14 protein-coding genes are annotated in these 17936 nt (G+C 70.3%); 5 read left to right on the plus strand and 9 right to left on the minus strand.

Translation table 11 applies throughout. The annotated features are described in order from the left end of the window. Positions 1 to 3996 (plus strand): SDR family NAD(P)-dependent oxidoreductase (locus E1285_RS12705; RefSeq protein WP_132151456.1); only part of this gene is annotated, 3996 nt, incomplete at its 5' end. Between the two features lie 402 nt (positions 3997 to 4398). Here the strand turns inward: E1285_RS12705 and E1285_RS12710 are convergent. The 6 genes from E1285_RS12710 to E1285_RS12735 form a co-directional block, all read right to left on the minus strand. After that, the gene (locus E1285_RS12710) at positions 4399 to 5685 is read right to left on the minus strand and encodes a glutaminase (protein WP_132151458.1); all 1287 of its coding nucleotides are present in this window, start codon (positions 5683 to 5685) and stop codon (positions 4399 to 4401) included. Positions 5686 to 5846: 161 nt separating this feature from the next. Beyond that, complete coding sequence (locus tag E1285_RS12715) at positions 5847 to 6239, minus strand: GNAT family N-acetyltransferase (protein WP_132151460.1); 393 nt, start codon at positions 6237 to 6239, stop codon at positions 5847 to 5849. Positions 6240 to 6331: 92 nt separating this feature from the next. Next, on the minus strand, positions 6332 to 7384 hold the full coding sequence (locus E1285_RS12720) for a pirin family protein (RefSeq protein ID WP_132151463.1): 1053 nt from the start codon (positions 7382 to 7384) through the stop codon (positions 6332 to 6334). 106 nt (positions 7385 to 7490) lie between these two features. Then, positions 7491 to 8417, minus strand: coding sequence for a DUF5996 family protein (locus E1285_RS12725; protein WP_132151465.1), 927 nt, complete (start codon positions 8415 to 8417; stop codon positions 7491 to 7493). A 172-nt stretch (positions 8418 to 8589) separates the two neighbouring features. After that, a complete protein-coding gene (locus E1285_RS12730) occupies positions 8590 to 9315 on the minus strand; it encodes a flavodoxin family protein (RefSeq protein ID WP_132151467.1) in 726 nt (241 codons plus the stop codon). Positions 9316 to 9359: 44 nt separating this feature from the next. Continuing rightward, positions 9360 to 9674: a GNAT family N-acetyltransferase gene (locus E1285_RS12735; RefSeq protein WP_132151469.1), complete on the minus strand. Its 315-nt coding sequence runs from the start codon at positions 9672 to 9674 to the stop codon at positions 9360 to 9362. A 689-nt stretch (positions 9675 to 10363) separates the two neighbouring features. Between E1285_RS12735 and E1285_RS12740 the strand changes: the two genes are divergently transcribed. After that, positions 10364 to 11221 carry an N-acetylmuramic acid 6-phosphate etherase gene (locus tag E1285_RS12740; protein WP_132151471.1) on the plus strand — a complete coding sequence of 286 codons (858 nt, stop codon included), beginning with the start codon at positions 10364 to 10366 and terminating at the stop codon, positions 11219 to 11221. 69 nt (positions 11222 to 11290) lie between these two features. On the opposite strand, the gene E1285_RS12745 is transcribed toward E1285_RS12740, so the two are convergent. From E1285_RS12745 to E1285_RS12750, 3 genes are all read right to left on the minus strand, one after another. Then, the gene (locus E1285_RS12745; protein WP_132151473.1) at positions 11291 to 11779 is read right to left on the minus strand and encodes an STAS domain-containing protein; all 489 of its coding nucleotides are present in this window, start codon (positions 11777 to 11779) and stop codon (positions 11291 to 11293) included. Beyond that, entirely contained in the window at positions 11776 to 11937 is a 162-nt protein-coding gene (locus E1285_RS45560) for a hypothetical protein (RefSeq protein WP_165966592.1), read from the minus strand. Before E1285_RS45560 ends, E1285_RS12745 begins: the two co-directional genes overlap by 4 nt. Before the next feature lie 382 nt (positions 11938 to 12319). Then, complete coding sequence (locus E1285_RS12750) at positions 12320 to 15052, minus strand: LuxR family transcriptional regulator (RefSeq protein ID WP_132151475.1); 2733 nt, start codon at positions 15050 to 15052, stop codon at positions 12320 to 12322. Between the two features lie 269 nt (positions 15053 to 15321). Between E1285_RS12750 and E1285_RS12755 the strand changes: the two genes are divergently transcribed. From E1285_RS12755 to E1285_RS12765, 3 genes are read left to right on the plus strand one after another with little or no spacing between them, the layout of a single operon-like run. Beyond that, on the plus strand, positions 15322 to 16200 hold the full coding sequence (locus E1285_RS12755; RefSeq protein WP_132151477.1) for an ABC transporter ATP-binding protein: 879 nt from the start codon (positions 15322 to 15324) through the stop codon (positions 16198 to 16200). A 36-nt stretch (positions 16201 to 16236) separates the two neighbouring features. Next, positions 16237 to 16956, plus strand: coding sequence for an ABC transporter permease (locus E1285_RS12760; RefSeq protein ID WP_132151479.1), 720 nt, complete (start codon positions 16237 to 16239; stop codon positions 16954 to 16956). Further along, positions 16953 to 17915 carry a protein kinase gene (locus tag E1285_RS12765; RefSeq protein ID WP_243722742.1) on the plus strand — a complete coding sequence of 321 codons (963 nt, stop codon included), beginning with the start codon at positions 16953 to 16955 and terminating at the stop codon, positions 17913 to 17915. The genes E1285_RS12760 and E1285_RS12765 overlap by 4 nt, the downstream gene beginning before the upstream one ends. Positions 17916 to 17936: the final 21 nt, after the last annotated feature.

Raw genomic sequence — 17936 nt, forward strand, 5'->3', positions numbered from 1 at the left:
AACACAACAACCGCCATCGGCACCCTCCACCGCGACCACCCCACCTGGACCCAACTCCTCACCAACCTCGCCACCCTCCACACCCAAGGCACCCACCTCAACTGGACCCACATCCTCGAAGCCATCGCCGGCCCTCGCTCCACGCCGCCGGTGGACCTGCCCACCTACCCCTTCCAGAGGCGGCGGTACTGGCTCGATGGCGGCGGGGCGGCCCGTGGTGACGCCGAGGGACTCGGGCTGGAAGGAACCGGCCACCCGTTCCTGGGGGCGTCCATCGCCCTGGCCGACGACGAGGAAGTGGTGCTCACCGGGCGCATGTCGCCGTCGTCCCACCCATGGCTGGCCGATCACCGGGTGAGGGACACGCCGCTGGTCCCGGCCGCGGCGTTCACCGAGATGGCGTTGCGGGCGGGCCGCGGGCTCGGATGCGACCGGCTGGAGGAGATCACGCTGCGGGAGCCGCTCGTCCTGGACGAGCAGGCCGTGGTCGCGCTGCAGATCCGGGTCGGCGCTCCCGGCGACGGAGGCGCCCGGACGGTCGGTGTCTTCTCGCGGACGCTCGGGAATTCCGCTGACGCGCCGTGGACACGCCACGCCGAGGGACTGCTGGCGCCCGCAGCCACGGCGGACGAGGCGCCCGCCCCGCACGAGTGGCCACCCGCGGGCGCGAACCCGCTCGACACGACCGACTTCTATGACGGCCTGGCCGAGCGCGGCTACGTCTACGGCCCGGCGTTCCAAGGGGTCGAGCGGGCATGGCGGAGCGGCGAGGACCTGTACGCCGAGGTTGGCCTGGCCGAAGAACAGGCGGAGCAGGCGGACGCCTTCGAGATCCACCCGGCACTGCTGGACGCCGCTCTGCAGGTCGCGCTGCTGGACTTCACCGACGACGGGACCGACCGGCTCCGCCTGCCGTTCGCCTGGTCGGGCCTCCGGGTGCTCCAGCGAGGGGCCCGTTCGCTGCGCGTGCACGTCGCGCCGGCCGGTGAAGACGCCGTGTCACTGAGGATGACCGACCTCACAGGGCGCCCGGTGGCCTTGGCGGAGTCCGTCGCGGTTCGGCCGGTCGCAGCGCAGAGTCTGGTGGGCCGGATGGCGCGGCGGGACGACCGGTTGCTGAGGGTCGCCTGGCACCCGCTCAGCATGCCCGGCGGCTCGCCACCGGGGGAGTGGGCCCTGGCCGGCGACGATCCCCTGGGCTTGAGCGACGCGTTCCAGACCGCTCCTGTGAGGGTGCGGACCCATCCGGATCTGGCTGATCTGGCCCGCCGCACGGAAGCCGAGGTGCCCCGGTTCGTGCTGGCGTGCTGCCCGTCCGGGGCCGGGGCCGCGGACGACCCGGCGGGCGAGGCGCACCGGGCCGCCGCCGAGGCGTTGCGGCTGGTCCAGGAATGGTTGGCCGAACCGCGCTTCGAGGACGCTCGCCTCGTGGTGGTCACGTATGGCGCGGTGGCGTCCGGCACCGACGACGATGTGGCCGGTATGGCGCACGCCCCGGTCTGGGGCCTGCTCCGCTCGGCGCAGTCGGAGAACCCCGGCCGCTTCCTGCTCGCCGATCTCGACGGGGACGCGGATTCCCTCCGGTCGCTGCCGGCCGCGATCGCGACCGCCGTCGGAGAAGGAGAGGAGCAGATCGCGCTGCGCCGCGGCCAGGCGAGGATCCCGAGGCTGCTCCGCGGAACCGCCGCACAGCCGGGCACGCTGTCACTTCCGCAGGGCGCGGATGCCTGGACGCTGGCACCCGGCCCCGGCGGAACCCTGGAGAGGCTGACCCTCGTGCCGGCCCCGGAAGCGCTCCGGCCACTGGAACCGGGCGAGGTCCGGGTCTCCGTCCGGGCGGCGGGACTGAACTTCCGCGACGTGCTGATCGCGCTGGGCGCGCACCAGGACGGGGGCGCCATCGGCAGCGAGGCGGCCGGTGTGATCACCGAGGTGGGCCCGGAGGTCCGCGGCCTCGGTGTCGGCGACCGGGTCATGGGCCTGTTCCCGGGCACCTTCGGCCCGGTGGCGGTGGCCGATCACCGCGTCGTGGCGCCGATTCCGTCCGGCTGGTCGTTCGAGCAGGCCGCCGCCGTCCCGGCGGTGTTCCTGACCGCCTACTACGGGCTGGCCGACCTGGCGGGGCTGGAGTCCGGGCAGTCCGTCCTGGTGCACGCCGCGGCCGGCGGCGTCGGAATGGCCGCCGCGCAGCTCGCGCGGCATTGGGGCGCCCGCGTGTACGGGACGGCGAGCCCCCGCAAGTGGGACGTGCTGCGCGAGGCGGGAATCGGCGGCGCGTGCATCGCCTCGTCCCGCGACACCGCGTTCGAACAGCGGTTCATGGACGAGACGCGAGGCCGGGGCGTCGATGTCGTCCTCAACTCGCTGGTGCACGAGTTCGTCGACGCCTCACTCCGGCTGATGCCGCGGGGCGGGCGCTTCATCGAGATGGGGAAGCTCGACGTCCGCGACGCGGCGGAGGTCGCCGCCGCATGTCCGGGAGTCGCCTACCAGGCGTTCTCCCTGGCGGACGTACCGGCGGCCCGGATCGGCGAGATGCTGGCCGAACTCCGCGAGCTGTTCGAGAGCGGCACCCTGACCCCGTTGCCGGTGCGCGCCTGGGACGTGCGCAGGGCACCGGAGGCGTTCCGGTTCATGAGCCAGGCGCGGCACGTCGGAAAGATCGTCCTCACCGTGCCCGCGCCGCCCGCCCCGGACGGCACGGTGCTGGTCACCGGCGGCACCGGGGCGCTCGGCGCCCTTGCGGCACGGCACCTGGTGGCCGAGCACGGGGTGCGCCGCCTGCTCCTCGTCAGCCGGCGCGGACCCGGCAGCCCCGGGGCGGCCGAACTGCGGGCCGAGCTGGCCGGCGCGGGCGCTCAGGTCGAGATCGCGGCATGCGACGTCACCGACCGCGAGCGGCTCGCCCAGGTGCTCTCCGGCATACCGGGGGCCCATTCGCTGACCGCGGTGATCCACACCGCCGGGACGGTGGACGACGCCGTCGTCGGCTCGCTGACGCCGGACCGGCTGGCGCGGGTGCTGCGTCCCAAGGTGGACGCCGTCATGAACCTCCACGAACTGACCCGGGATCACGACCTGTCGGCCTTCGTGATGTTCTCGTCGAGCGCAGGCGTGCTGGGGGCACCGGGCCAGGCCAACTACGCGGCGGCCAACACCTTCGAGGACGCCTTCGCCGCCTGGCGCAGGGCCCGCGGACTGCCGGCCACATCGGTGGCCTGGGGACTGTGGGAGGACACCAGCGAGCTGACCCGGGACCTCGACCGGAAGGACCTGTCCAGGCTCGGCCGCTCGGGAATCCTGCCCCTGCCCACCCCGGAAGCGCTGGCGTTGTTCGACGCCGCCTTGGGCACGGATGAGGCGCTGCTGGTGGCGGTCCGCCTGGAGATGCGGGCGCTGCGCCGGCAGCCCAGGGGGACGCTGCCCAGGCTCTTCCACACGCTCGTCCGGCCCACCGGCGGGGCCGCGCAGCGGCCTGACGCCGCCTTCTCCGCTGGGCACCTGGCCGGTCTCACCGCGGAAGACCGCTTCGACCGCCTGCTGCAGGCGGTGCGGGACAACGCCGCCGCGGTGCTGGGCCACACGACACCGGAGAGCATCGACACCGAACGCGGGTTTCTGGACATCGGTTTCGACTCACTCACCGCGGTCGAACTCCGCAACAGGCTCAGCACCGTCGTCGACACGCGCCTGCCGTCCACGGTCGTGTTCGACCACCCCAACGCGACCGCGCTCGCCCGGTATCTGGCAGCGCGGCTTTCCCCGGAGGAGGCCGAGCCAAGCGCGGCCCTACTCGGCACGCTCGCCAGGCTCGAAGCCGACCTCACGCTCTCCGCCCTGGACGACGGGACACGCGCCACGGTCACCGCCAGGCTCCAGGAGGTGCTCGCCGGCCTGACCGGCGGGGACGGCGCCGAGGACGGGCGCACCCGGATCGAGTCGGCCACCGACGACGAGATGTTCTCCATGATCGACAGCGAGCTCGGCATCACCTGACCGGCCGGCCCGCGGGCCGCCCATGAAGATCGGAAACAGCGGAGGTCACCGATGGCGGACCGGCACCGGCTGCGGCGGTTCCTTGACCGGTTTCTGCACGACATCGGATGCGGATGGTGCGTCTACCTCGGGTATCCGTTGCCTCCGGTGGGGGCCGTGCCACCAGACCCGGCAGCGCCCACAGACCTTCCCCCGGGCCATCCGGAGTGCATGTGCAACACGCCGCCCTCCCCATCAGAACAGCGCCTGTGGGACCAGCTGTAACCGGCTTCCACCCGTGCGGGCCGGCTCCTGCACGGTGTCACGAGGTGACGTCGGGACAGTAACCGGTGGACTGATTACTGATCTCAGAGACCAGCAGGGCCGACGTAGTGGTACCGGTACACACAGAGAGAGCCTGCCTCATCCTCCACGGCGGTGCACGAACTCTTCCACCGTGTGGACGGTGACAACCCGGCCCCCGTCGCCGGGATCGGGATCGGGCACCACCGCTTCGGGGTCGACCAGGTACACCTCGTGGCCGTCGAGGGTGAGTCGCCGTACGACCTCCAGTAGCATCCTGCGGGCCACGTCGTCGATGGAGTGGACGTGTGTGAGTTCCAGAGCCACCCCGCGCTCACTGGGCGCGATGGACACGATCTCGCGCACGAACCGCTCTGCCCCGGCGAAGCGGATCGCGCCCTGGAGCTCCACGACCCTCCCCGCGGCTGCCCCCGTACCCACTACGCGTGTGCCGCGTACGACCGCGCGTGCCGGTGCCGGAACCTCCATCAGATGCAACCCCATGTCGGAGGAGAGGCGTTCGAAGAGCGAGACTCCGCGGACACTGTTTCCGTGTGAGTCGAGCCGTGGGGAGAACGTGGCTATACCGACCTGCCCCGGGAGGGATCCGATCAGCCCTCCGGCCACACCGCTCTTGGCGGGGATGCCTACCTGGGTCGCCCAGTCTCCGGCGGCGTCGTACATCCCGCAGGTGGACATCACGCTCAGGACCTGTCGCACCACCGGGCCCGGCACCACCCGCTGCCCGGAGACCGGGTGGACGCCGTTGTTGGCCAAGGTCGCCGCCATCACAGCGAGGTCGCGCACGGTGACCAGGACAGAGCACTGCCGGGTGTAGCCCTCGACCACTGTTTCGGGGTCCTCGGTGAGGATGTCGTGGGTTCGGAGCATGTGCGCGATCGCGAAGTTGCGATGGGCGTGTGCCATCTCCGAGGTGTACACCGACTCATCGGTCTCCAGGGTGCGCCCGGCGAATGCGGACAGCCCTTCGATCACCCGTTGCAGCCGGGCGCCGGGCCCCATCCGCTCGGTACCGGTGAGGGCGTGCGTGGCGATCGCGCCCGCGTTGATCATCGGGTTGAGCGGGCGGCCGGTCCCCGGTTCCAGGGAGATCTCGTTGAAGGCCTCTCCCGATGGTTCGACCCCGATCCTGTCCAGCACGGCGCCGAAACCGCGGTCTGCCAGCGCGAGCGCGTAGGCGAACGGCTTGGAGATCGATTGGATGCTGAACGCCTGATCGACGTCGCCGGCGGCGTAGACCGCGCCGTCCACCATCGCGAAGGCCACACCCAGTCGCTCCGGGTCGGCCGCTGCGAGCTCGGGGATGTAGTCCGCCGGCGCGCCGGAGCCGTCGGGTTCGACGGCTCCGCACGCCTCAGCGAGATAGTCAGGTATCGGTGATCGCATACCGCGCTCCTAGGGATCAGGACCCGGCGACGCGTGAGCGGCCTCCGCAGCGGCGGCCGTCCCTCTGCGCGTCACGGTTCCGACGTCGGTGAACCGGGAGGCCGAGGCCGAGCAGCCTCGGCGATGAGGCGGGCCATTGCGAAACAGCCCGCCCCCCGCGCTCATGCCCCATCCTTGATCGTCTGCTTCACGGTGGCGAGGTCGGCCGGCCTCGGCCGGCGGAACCGTCCGCCTTCGGCCTTGTAGTCCTCGCCGTGCTTGTCCAGGTGCTTGCTGAAGAGCGGGCACACGGGTACGACCGTGAGGCCCTTGCGGATGCTGTCCGCCAGCGCCTCGCGGACGAGAAGTCCCGCCAGGCCGCGACCGCCGAACTCCTCGGCGATCTCGGTGTGGAAGAAGACGCGCTCGCCGCCGGCCTCCGGCGGGTCGACGAAGTCCGCACGGCCGGCGATGGTTCCGTCGTCCAGGCTCACGGTGTAGGCGCTGATGGCGCGTGTCTCGTCGAGCGCGATATGTACGGGGGCGCCGGTTCTGTCGGTCCATTGTTCGGTCACTTCGGGTACCTCTCCGTGGGGATGGTGTCCAACTCGGTAAAGCGGGCACAGCGGTTCGCGGGGACGAGGCGGGGCAAGCAGCGGCCGGGCCGTCAGCCGTCGAACTGTGCGTGGGGTGCGGGGTTCTTCCTCGGCCGCAGCTGGACCTGGGGCAGCTCCGGGGCGGGTATCCTCGCCATCCCGTCGCGATTTTTTCCCGGGCCGCCGTGCCCCACGTAACCTTCGACGCGCCCGAACCGCTCGCCGTGGTTCTCCCACTCCTCCCGGTACTGCCTGATCTCCTCCGTCGAGCGGCCCAGGAAGTTCCACCACATGACGACCTCCTCGCCGAAAGGGGCGCCGCCCAGGAGCACGAGCCTGGCCGGTTCGCCACCACCGTTGGCGATGCGCAGTGTCTGCGACCCCACCCCGGTGTAGCCCACGGCGTCCTCGGGCACGTGGACGCCTTCGAGCGTGACGGACTCGCCCGTGTCCACCAGGAGACCGTGTTCGAACCCGGGATCGACCTGGAGATCGATCTCAGCGCCGGGGGCGAACCGGAGTTCGGCCCCCACCAGCGGCGTGTACACGCTCACCGGCGACCGCGACCCCAGAAGCGAACCTAGGAAGACCAGCGCGGACCCTCCGGCGAACTCGACGGGCTCGGGCACGAAACGCTCGAACCCGCGTCCCCCGCTGTGACGGAACTCCTCCGGCAGGGCGATCCAGAGCTGCACCCCGTGGAGCCGGCCGGTGGCCGGGGCAGAGGTCTCGGAGTGGCAGATGCCGGCCCCGGCCGTCATCAGGTTCATCTCCCCGGGAAGGACGTCCGCGCTGTTGCCGCCGGAGTCGATATGGGCGATGGCCCCTTCGAACAACCAACTGACCGTCTGCAGCCCGGTGTGCGGATGCGGTGCCATGTCCATCCCGCCGGTGGCGGCCACGTCGTCCGGCCCGTAATGGTCGACGAAGCACCACGCTCCGATCAGCGAACGCTGCCGTTGCGGCAGTGTGCGGCGCACGTTCATCGCGCGCTGCCCACCCAGCGGCACGGCACGGGCGCTGATGATCTCGACCGGGGCCCCGCCCTCGCATTCCGCCCACGGCCCCGGCAGGCCTCCCTCGGCGCACACGCGGGGAGCCGGGCGAGCCTCTGGGTTGGTCATTGCGGCATCCCTTGCCTTCCTCGTCGGCGCACGGCCCACGGCAGTCATAGATGATCAAACTCGGGGAGCGTTCTCGTGCTCGGGTCGTTCCGTGGGACGCAGCAGCTCAGCCCCACCGCAAGGGGGTGTCTTCCAGCGCCGAGCGGTCCCAGCGTCCGCGGTCCGCGGCGGCTTCGTAGGTGGTGTGGAGGAACTCGCTGACGGCGCGGTCGGGGTCGGGCGCGGCACGGGCGGCCTCGTAGGGCAGCAGGAACTGCTGGAACTCGGTGCTGAAGTACGCGCCTTCGGGGCCGACCGGCTGGTCGGCGAATCCGTCGGGTTCGGGGTAGGCGTAGGAGTAGAAGGCGCCTTCGTCTCCGCCGCCGGGCCAGAACCCGCAGCTGGACAGTTCCCGGGAGTAGCCCTCGACCATGACCCAGTCCCCGCAGTTGGGCACTCCGCCGGGGTGCGGCGGAGCCGACCGCCCGGAGAAGCGGGTGCAGGCGAGGTCCATCCCTCCCCAGAAGAAGTGCACCGGGCTGACCTTGCCGACGAAGTGCGAGCGGAACTCGCCGATCACCCGGTTCGCCTGCAGCAACTGTCGCCAGAACAGGTCGGCCGCCTCGCCGTCGTAGGAGGCGTGGTGGTGGTCCTCGGCGAAGGGGATCGCCGGCTCGACCTCGTTGGGGTGCGGCCGGATGGATGCCTCGATCCCGAGCTGATCGAGCATGGCCAGGACTCGGGTGTAGAACTCGGCGACGGGCATCGGCCGGAGCGGGAGGCTCCGAGCGCCGCCGTCGCTGCTGCGGATCTCGAGCCGGTGGCCGAGGAAGTCGAACTCGATCTCGAAGGCCCCCGCGCGGTGCGGGATGGCCGACGTCGTCAACCCGCGCGGGCTGACGTACAGGGTCACCTGCCACCAGTGGTTGAGCAGAGGAGTGTGCGCCATGCGGATCTTGCCCACGATCTGGGTCCACATGTGCAGGGTGTCGCGGGTGGGGGTCCAGTCCGAGACCCGCAGGCTCGGCCAGCTCGTCATCGGCGCGCCGGTCATCGGATCTCATGCCCTTCGCGGCGCGACGGGAGTGTGGCGGTCATCGTGCTCCTGTCCTGCGGACGGGCTCTTCGAGCCCGGTCGCGGTCGGTGGTGGACTGCAAGCTCGGTGTCGCCGCCCCCGATCGAGAAACTCCAGGAAGTCTCCCGTCTCGGAACCGGCCGGAGATGATCAGCGGTATTCGGGATTGGCGTTGCCGGGGCGGCGGCCGGCGTCCCAGGCCGTGCGCTGGTTGCCGTAGGCCGGGACCCCGCCGGCGCGCCGGATCATCGACGCGAGGTGGAGCAGGTTGTAGCTCATGAACGTGATGTTGCGGTTGGTGAAGTCGTTGTCCGGGCCGCCGGAGCCCTCGTCGAGATAGGAGGGGCCGGGGCCGACCTCGCCGAGCCAGCCCGCGTCGGCCTGGGGCGGGACGGTGAACCCGATGTGCTGCAGGCTGTAGAGGATGCTCATCGCGCAGTGCTTGAGGCCGTCCTCGTTGCCGGTGATCAGGCAGCCGCCGACCCGGCCGTAGTAGGCGTACTGGCCGCGCTCGTTGAGTACGCCGGAGTAACCGTAGAGCCGCTCGATCACCCGGCGGGTCACCGAGCTGTTGTCGCCGAGCCAGATCGGTCCCGCGATGACCAGGATGTCGGCGGCCAGGACCCGGGTCAGCAGTGCGGGCCATTCGTCGGTGTCCCACCCGTGTTCGGTCATGTCCGGGCGGACGCCGGTGGCGATGTCGTGATCGACGGCGCGGATCTGATCCACGCCGACCCCGTTCGCCTCCATGACGGCCACGCTGCGGTCGATCACACCCTGGGTGTGGCTGCGGCCGGGGGAACGGTTGAGGGTGCAGTTGATGTACATCGCGCGCAGCCCGGTGAAGTCCGGTTCCTCGGTCACCGATGCGGTCATGGGTCCCTGCCTTCTTCCTCGAGTGGACTGTCGTGTCCGACCGGTCAGTCGCTGACCTTGGACGGTGCCGCGTTGTAGAGCAGGTCGTGGTAGTCGGGGTGTTTGCGCAGCCAACTGATGATGTAGGGGCAGATCACCAGCGCTTTCAGTCCTCGTTCGCGGATCTCGTCGAGCGCGGCGCGGGCCAGGGCGCCGCCGACTCCTCGTCCCTCGAAGGCCGGGTCGACCTCGGTGTGAGTCAGGACGATCAGCTCGCTGGTCTCCTGGTAGTCGATGAATCCGGCGACCGCCGTCTCGTCGACCGAGGCTTCGTAGCGCAGCCGGTCCGGATTCCTGGTCACGTTGACGTCGATGGACATTGTTTGTTGAGCCTCCTGCTTCGGTGCTGCGACAGGTCGTCATCTCGGGTCGACCGCGGGTCGCCCGGTGGCCGGACGAATCGGATCGGCAGCGCTTGCCGATCGCCACGCGGAAGGGTCAGATCCCGCGTTGGGTGCGTCGACGTCGACGACGGGGCCGGCGAACACGGCGTTCCTTTCGCTTCAGAGCGTTGCGGTGTCCCCAGACTCGCGCAGCAGACGCTCGTTCGCGTCAGGAAGAATTACCTAGCCCGGTCATCCGGAGCTCTCTACCCGGAAACCCGAGAGGCCACGCTCCCGCGGGCGAAGGCCGGTCAGCTCCGCCCCTCGGGTGACTAGGTGGTTCTTACCTATGCGAACCACAACCCGCCAGGCGGGGGCTCGGCATGTGGGCGTGCCGGTCCGCCAAAGACAGCGGGGCTTCCACCGACGCGAAGGCACCGCGTCCGGCGCGAGTCTGATGACACGGTACGAACCGGCATCGACCGGCTCGTGGACACGACAGGAAAGGCTCCGGAAACCGAATTATCCCTCCACTGACCGAACCGTGGTCACCAGCCATCAAGGCCTTAGGCCAAGTGGCCGAAGAAATTTGAGAACTCGACTCGTCGGTGGCCGGTCAGCGCGAGAGCCATGTGCCCATAACCGGGCCCGGCTCTCGCCCGGCCCTCGACCCGGAAGGATTCCCGATGACAATTCCGCTCCTACCCGAACTGCCCCGGTCGGACGAACCACCCGTCACCGAGCGGCGGAACCCGGCGACCTACGACATCGACACACGCAACACCCTCGCCATCCTCAAACTGATCAACGACGCGGACATGGGCGTGGCGCCGGCGGTGCGGGACCTGTTGCCGGCACTGGCCGGCGTGGTCGACCAGACGCTCCGCGCCCTGCGAGACGGGGGACGCGTGCACTACTTCGGCGCCGGGACCTCCGGACGGCTCGGCCTCCTGGACGTGGCCGAACTGACCACCGGATACGGCTTGCAACCCGGGCGGTTCGCGGCCAACATCGCCGGTGGCATGCCCGCCCTGCGCGGGCAGGTGACCGACCTGGAACGCTCCGAACGGGCCGGCGCACGCGATGCCTCCAGCGTGCAACCCGGCGACGTGGCCATCGGTATCTCCGCCGGCGGGAGCACCCCCTATGTCGCGGGCGCCCTCGAGTACGCCCAGCGGGTCCGCGCCTACACGGTCCTGATCTCCTCCGACCCACGGGCACCGCTGACCCGGCACGCCGACGTCCACCTGTGCGCGGACACCGGCCCCGAAGTGATCGCCGGATCCACCAGGCTGAAGGCGGCGACGGCCGCCAAACTCGTCCTCAACGCCTTCTCCACCGCCGTGATGATCCGCTCCGGGCGGACCTACTCCAACCTCATGGTGAACCAGGCCCCCGTCACCGCGAAATCGCGCGCCCGAGCCAACCACATCCTCGCTCAGATCACGGGACGGTCCGACCATCAGATCGACGCCGCGCTCGCCGCGTCCGGCCATGACATCCGGGCCGCCCTGCTGATGCTCGAGGAAGGCCTCGACGCGTAGCACCGTGTGGCCCCCCGGTCGGCAATCCGGTCACGGCGCCTCGACCCGGAGCGCCGCGCTTCCACGTGATCAGTCGTCGTGGGCGCGTGGCCCCGGTCGCCGGGCCCGACTACCGCTGGACGAAGGTCCCGTCTCGCGCGCGAGCATGAACAGGCTGGGAATCTGGCTCCACCCCACCAGATCCATGAGCTTGACCAGATGGGGCGCGACCGAGCGCAGCACCAGCCGCCGGTCCTGAATGTGCAGCCGGCACGCGGCGGCGGCCAGGGCACGGAGTCCGCCGACGTCGATGAAGCTCAATTTCTCCACGTCGATCCACACGTCACCGTATCCGTGTTCGAGCATGCTCGACAGCGCGGTGGTGAAGGGGGCGAGCGTGCTGATGTCGATCTCCCCGTCGACGACCAGGTACGGCGGTTCGAAGACGCCGTCCAGGCGCAGCAGCGCGCTGCGCACCCGCACGCCCTCGACCACGAAGCCCGAGTCGTCCCCGCCCGGTGAACGGCCACCGCCGCTGTTCACCGGAACGACGGCGCACTCGACGCCCCGCTCGGTCATGTCACCTCCTTGATCGGCCAGACGAGCACGTCGCCGCCCGCCGAGCCGCGGGTGACGCGGGGGCCGCGATCCCGGACGACGAAGCGCAAGATCTTTTCGGCGAGTCCCGCCCGTGCGGTGTTGGTGATGATGATCGCCGACGGTTCTCGGTGGTTCATGGGTGTCTCGATTCAGGCGTCGGGTGATTGGACGGTCCCGTCGGCGGTCATCGCGGGCGACGGATTCGCGTTCAGCGCGCCTCTACTCCACGAGCTTTCCGTCGGAGGAGAAATGGCGCATAAGCGAGACGAAGGGCCCGGGGGTCGACGGAATCTCCTGCCGTTCGACAGATACTCGTCGGGCCGGAGGTCGTTAAAGCCCGCGTTGGCTTCATCGACGTCGATGATGGGCTGGCGAACACGGCGGTCCTTTTCGCCTCGGAGCGTTGCGGTGTCCCCAGACTCGCGCAGCAGACGCTCGTTCGCGTCAGGGAGAATTACCTAGCCCGGTCGAACTTGACGATTGTCATCCGGAGCTTCTGACCGTGGTCTTCCTGTCCGCTCAGGGAAGCGGCAGTTCTCTGAGCTGCCGGCGGGAGGTGATGCCCAGCTTGCGGAAGATGTTGCGGAGGTGGGCTTCCACCGTGCGCGGGCTGAGGAACAGCTGCGCAGCCACCTCCCGGGAGGTAGCCCCGGTGGCCACCAGCCGTGCGATGTGCAGCTCGTGGGCGGTGAGGGAGTCGGTCGGCTGGGCGGTCCGTTTGCGGGGGTGCTCACCAGTGGCGCGCAACTCGCGCGCGGCCCGCTCGGCGAACGCCTCCATGCCCATGTCCGAAAGCTGCCGGTGGGCGGTGCGGAGCTGTTCACGGGCGTCCTGGCGACGGCCCTCACGGCGCAGCCACTCGCCGTAGACCAGGTGGGTGCGGGCGAGGAAGACGGCCCACCGGCAGTTGGTGAGCCGTACGATCGCCTCGCGGTAGTGCTCCTCGGCGGCAGGACCAGTGATGGTCAGCGCACGCGATCGCGCGGCCAGCCCCAGCGCGAAGTCCGTCCCACTGGCGCGGGCCCGGGAGCTGAGCTGCTCCAGCGCGGCTGCCGCACGTTCCTGCTCACCGGCGCGGGCCGCCGCTTCGACGAGCTCGGGAAGGGCCAGGCTGCTGTACGCCAGGTCGTCGTGCTCGCAAGGCGGTGTCGCGGCGGCGAGGGCGTCGTCGTAGTTGCCGAGGCCGTTGTGCAGCGTTGCCAGTGTGGCCTGGGCCAGGTTGACCGGTGTGCCCTCACCCCGCTCCGTCGCCTCCTTGACCATGGCTGCGTACAGTTCCAACGCTTCGGGCTGTCGGCCACGCCAGGCGGCCAGCATGAGCCGGGCGTTCGGCAGCGGCGGGGCCCCGGTCGCCTGCGTGATCGCGGCCTCCTCGGCGGCCAGCTCGGTGGCACGGGCGAGCTCACCGGTGAGCACGCGTATCGAGGCGACGGCGTTGAGCGCGGCGGGCAGCGTGGACAGCGCGCCGGCCTCGCGGGCGAGCCGGACCGCGCGGCCGGCCAGTACGTAGAGCGCCTCGTCATCCCACAGCATCGACGCGACATGGCAGGCCAGCCACAGCCAGCGGCGGTCGTCGTCGTCGACTCGGGATTCGTGGTCGAGAAGCGTCGCCAGTGACCGCTGGAGGGTGGGAACACTCGCCTCGAACCCGTGCGTGAACCTCGTGGCCAGCCCGTCCAGCAGCAGATCGACCGGCCGCGGCGGCGTCGGTGGTGGGGGCGCGTCGTGGGCGGCTTCGGCAGCCTCCGCTATCCCGCAGCCGCGGGCGAGGTGACCGGCGTGGATCGCGGCATCGAGCGCGTGTAGGTAGGTTTCGCGGGCCAGCGCCGGGTCCAGTGGGGCCAGTGTCTTGGCGGCGTCGAGCAGCATCCCCGGCATGTCGCTGCCTCGCGTCAGGTGGAACGCGATCTGGGCGCGTAGCAACTCGAGCCGCGCGTGTTGCAGGGCGTCCAGTGGTCCGGTCGCGGCGCCCGCCAGTAGCTCCAAGGCGGCCTCGGATGCGCCGGCGTCGTGCTTGGCGTGCGCGGCTTCGAGTGCCCGCGTCGCACGGGCGGCGGGATCGGGGGTCAGCTCGGCCGCTTGCCGCAGGAACGCGGCCGCAGCGGCCAACCCGCCGCGGGCACGGGCCCGGTCGGCGGAGCGCTCCAGCTCCGCGGCGGCTTGCTCGTCGGCGCCCAGCACCGCCTGAGCGTGGTGCCAGGCTCGCCGGTCGGGGTCGGACACCGGGTCGGTGGCACTGGCCAGCGCGCCGTGCACGCGACGCAGGTCCGGGGGCGCGGCGGCCAGATAGACCGCCGAGCGCACCAGCGAATGACGAAACCGCACCAGGGTGTCGATCTGGAGCAGCCCGGCCGCTTCCGCCGGCGCGGCCGCCTCGGGGTCGATCCCAAGCCGTGCCGCGGCGCGCCACAGCAGCGCCGTATCGCCGGTCGGATCGGCCGCCGCGACCAGCAACAGCAGCCGCGCCTCGGCGGGCAGGCCGGCCGATCGGCGCCGGAAGCCGTCCTCGATGCGGCGAGGAACGCTCAGCACATCCGGCAGCTCGAACCCTCCGGCCAACTTCGCCGGGGGTGCGCCCCGGGGCAGTTCCAGCAGCGCCAACGGGTTGCCGCGCGCCTCGGCGAGGACACGCTCGCGCACGGCGTCATCCAGCGGTGCATGTACACCTGCGGTCAACAACGCCCGGGCGTCACTCTCTCCGAGCCTGTCCAGGCGCAGTTCCGGCAACCCGGCGAACCGCTCGACGTCACCCTCGCCGGAGCCGCGCGCCGCGACCACCAACGCCACCCGCTCGGCCTCCACCCGCCGCGCCACGAACGCCAGAACCTGAGCCGACGCCTCGTCCAGCCATTGCGCATCGTCGACCAGGCACAGCAAAGGCCCCTCCTCGGCCACCTCGGCCAGCAGGTTGAGGACGGCCAGCCCGACCAGGAAACGGTCCGGCGCGGTACCGGAACTCAGCCCGAACGCCACGCCCAGGGCGGCCTGCTGCGGGTCGGGCAGCGCGTCCGCGTGGCCCAGCAGCGGCGTGCACAACTGGTGCAGGCCGGCGAACACGAACTGCGACTCCGACTCCGCTCCGACCGAGCTCTCCACCCGGAAACCCGAGGGAGCCGCGCACTCGCGGGCGTACTCCAGCAAGGCGGTCTTGCCGATGCCGGCCTCCCCGCGCAGCACAAGCGTCCCGCTGCGCCCGGCCCGCGCCTGCGTGAGCAGTTGTTCGACCGCCTCGCGCTCCGCACGCCGGCCCAAGAGGTCGGTCAGCTTCGCTCCCCTCGAGTACGTACCGGACTAGGTGATTGTTACCTATGCGAACCACATTCCGCCAGGCCTGATCTCAGCATGTGGGCGTGCTGACCTGCGAAAGGCATCGCGGCTTCCACCGACGCGAAGGCACCGCGCCCGGCGCGAGACTGACGACACGGCACGAACCGGCATCGACCGGGTCAGCAGGACCCCCTCGGCCCGGGACCGGGCCTGACCGGTGACGCCACCGGCTCGTGGACGCGAAAGGAAGCACGATGCCCGCCACTCCCGTCATCGACGTCGAACGTCTGAACGTGACCTACGGTGATTTCGCCGCTGTCCGTGACCTGTCCTTCCACGTGCGGCGCGGCGAGTTCTACGCGTTGCTGGGCACGAACGGAGCCGGCAAGACGTCCACCCTGGAGGTGGTCGAGGGGCACCGCCGGGCCGCCTCCGGCACGGTGCGGATCTTCGGTGAGAGCCCGCAGGATCGGCGCGCGGTGCGTCCGCGGACGGGCATCATGCTGCAGGAGAGCGGCTTCTCCCCGGATCTGACGGTGCGGGAGTCGGTCGGCCTGATCGGCGCCCTGAGCGGGAGACGCGACGACGTTGACCGGGTGCTCGGCATCGCAGGCCTCACCCGCAAGGCCGGCACCAGGGTCTCCCAGCTGTCCGGTGGCGAGAAACGCCGCCTGGACTTCGCCACCGCCGTGTACGGCGGGCCCGAGCTGGTCATCCTCGACGAGCCCACCACCGGGCTGGACATCCAGTCCCGCGACGCCCTCTGGGCCGCTGTCGACAGGCTGCGCGATGAGGGGTCCACGATCGTGCTCACCACCCACTACCTGGAGGAGGCCCAGCAGCGCGCCGACCGCATCGGCATCATGCACGAGGGCACGCTCCATCGGGAAGGCACGGTCGCGGAGCTGACGCAGTCCCTGCCGTCGGTGATCAGTTTCGGGCTTGCACCCGGCGCTCCCGAGCCGCCGATCGTGGGTGCGGTCAACGGGGCCTTCCACATCGAGACCTTCAGGCTGCAGGACGACCTCCACCGGCTACTGGGCTGGGCGCATGACACCGGGGTTGAGTTGCGAGAGCTGCAGGCCGGCCCGACCCGCCTGGACGACATCTTCCGCGCCATCAGCCGCGACTGACCCCCACGGCACTTCGCCGCGAAAGGAACCGCCAGCATGTTGGAGATCGCTCGCAGTGAGATGATCCAGATTCTCCGGAACCGGCTGGTCCTGGTCACCGGTCTCGTCATCCCGGTCGTCGTCAGTGGCTACTTCGTTCACCAGCACGAGGTGTTCTCCGATCTCGGCAGCCTCGGCTACATCGCGGCGATCGTGATGTTCACCGTGCTGGCCTTCGGGCTGTACATCACGGCGGTGACCACGCTGGCCTCACGCCGGCAGAACCTCTTCCTCAAACGGTTGCGCGCCACCGCCGCGAGCGACGCGAGCATCCTCGCCGGGCTGGTCCTGCCGGTCACCGTCATCGCGCTCGTCCAAGCGGTCGTGATCCTGATCGTGCTGGGTGCGGTCGCCACCGGACCGGCTCAGATTCCGCTCCTGGCGGTCGCGATCCTGGCAACGACGGCCATGCTGGTCGCCCTGGCCCTGGCCACCGCAGGACTCACGAACTCTCCAGAGCACGCCCAGGTGACCACCCTGCCGGTGAGCCTGTCCGTGATCGCGGTGGCCAGCTGGGTGGGAATCACCGGCACCGAGGACCTCGCCCTGCTCAAGTTGCTGCTTCCCGGAGGCGCGGCCACCGAACTGGTCGTCAACGCCTGGAACGGCGGCGTCCCCCTCGCCGACTCCCTGGTCCTGCTGCCGATCACCATGGCCTGGGTCCTCGTCGCCGTCGCACTGGCCAACCGGTTCTTCCGCTGGGAGCCGCGCCGATGAGCCTGACGTCCACCGAACGGGCTCACCCGGTCTCGGCGACACGATCACCATCACGATCTCTATCGGACGGCGGAGAAAAGCTGATGAATGTGGATCGAGTCATTGGCGGTCGGTACGAAGTGGGTGACGTCATCGGCCGGGGTGCCACTGCCCACGTCCACCGCGGCCGCGACATCCGCTCGGGCCGTTCGGTCGCCCTCAAGATGCTCCGCCAGGACCTCGTGCGAGATCCGGCGTTCCAGGCCCGCTTCGAGCGCGAAGCGCTGACGGTGGCCGGTCTCAGCCATCCCGCCATCGTCTCCATCTACGACACCGGGCACGAGGAAGCCGGGGACGGCTCAGGGGGCAAGGTCCGAGTTCCCTTCATCGTCATGGAGTACGTCGAGGGGCGGTCCTTGCGGGATCTGCTCAGGACGCGCGGGCTCATGCTCAACGAAACCCTTCGGTATCAGGTCGGGATCCTCTCGGCGCTCGATTTCAGCCATCGGGCGGGCGTCGTCCATCGCGACATCAAGCCGGCCAACGTGATGATCACGCCGGAGGACGCTGTCAAGGTCGTGGACTTCGGAATCTCGCGTGCCACCGGCGATCTGGCCGCGACCCTGACCCAGGCCCAGGTGTTCGTCGGAACCCCTTCGTACCTCTCTCCCGAGCAGGCGCGCGGTGAAACCGTGGACGCCCGCAGCGACCTCTACTCCGCAGGCTGCGTGCTTTACGAACTTCTGACCGGGCGGCCACCGTTCGTCGGGGACAACCCCCTCTCCGTTGCCTACCAGCACATCCACGAGCCGCCCACGCAGGTCCGCACCGTCCGTCCGGCACTTGATGCCGTACTCGCGAAGGCTCTCGCCAAGGACCGGGAGGACCGTTTCCAGGACGCGCGCTCGTTCCAGGAGTCGCTCTTGTCCGCGGTGAAAGACACCAAACACGTCCATCACGGCGCTCTAGTCAGCACCTGACGGGCACAACAGAACCGAACA

The sequence above is a fragment of the Actinomadura sp. 7K507 genome (genome assembly GCF_004348425.1).
In the GTDB taxonomy this organism is placed as follows: Bacteria; Actinomycetota; Actinomycetes; order Streptosporangiales; family Streptosporangiaceae; genus Spirillospora.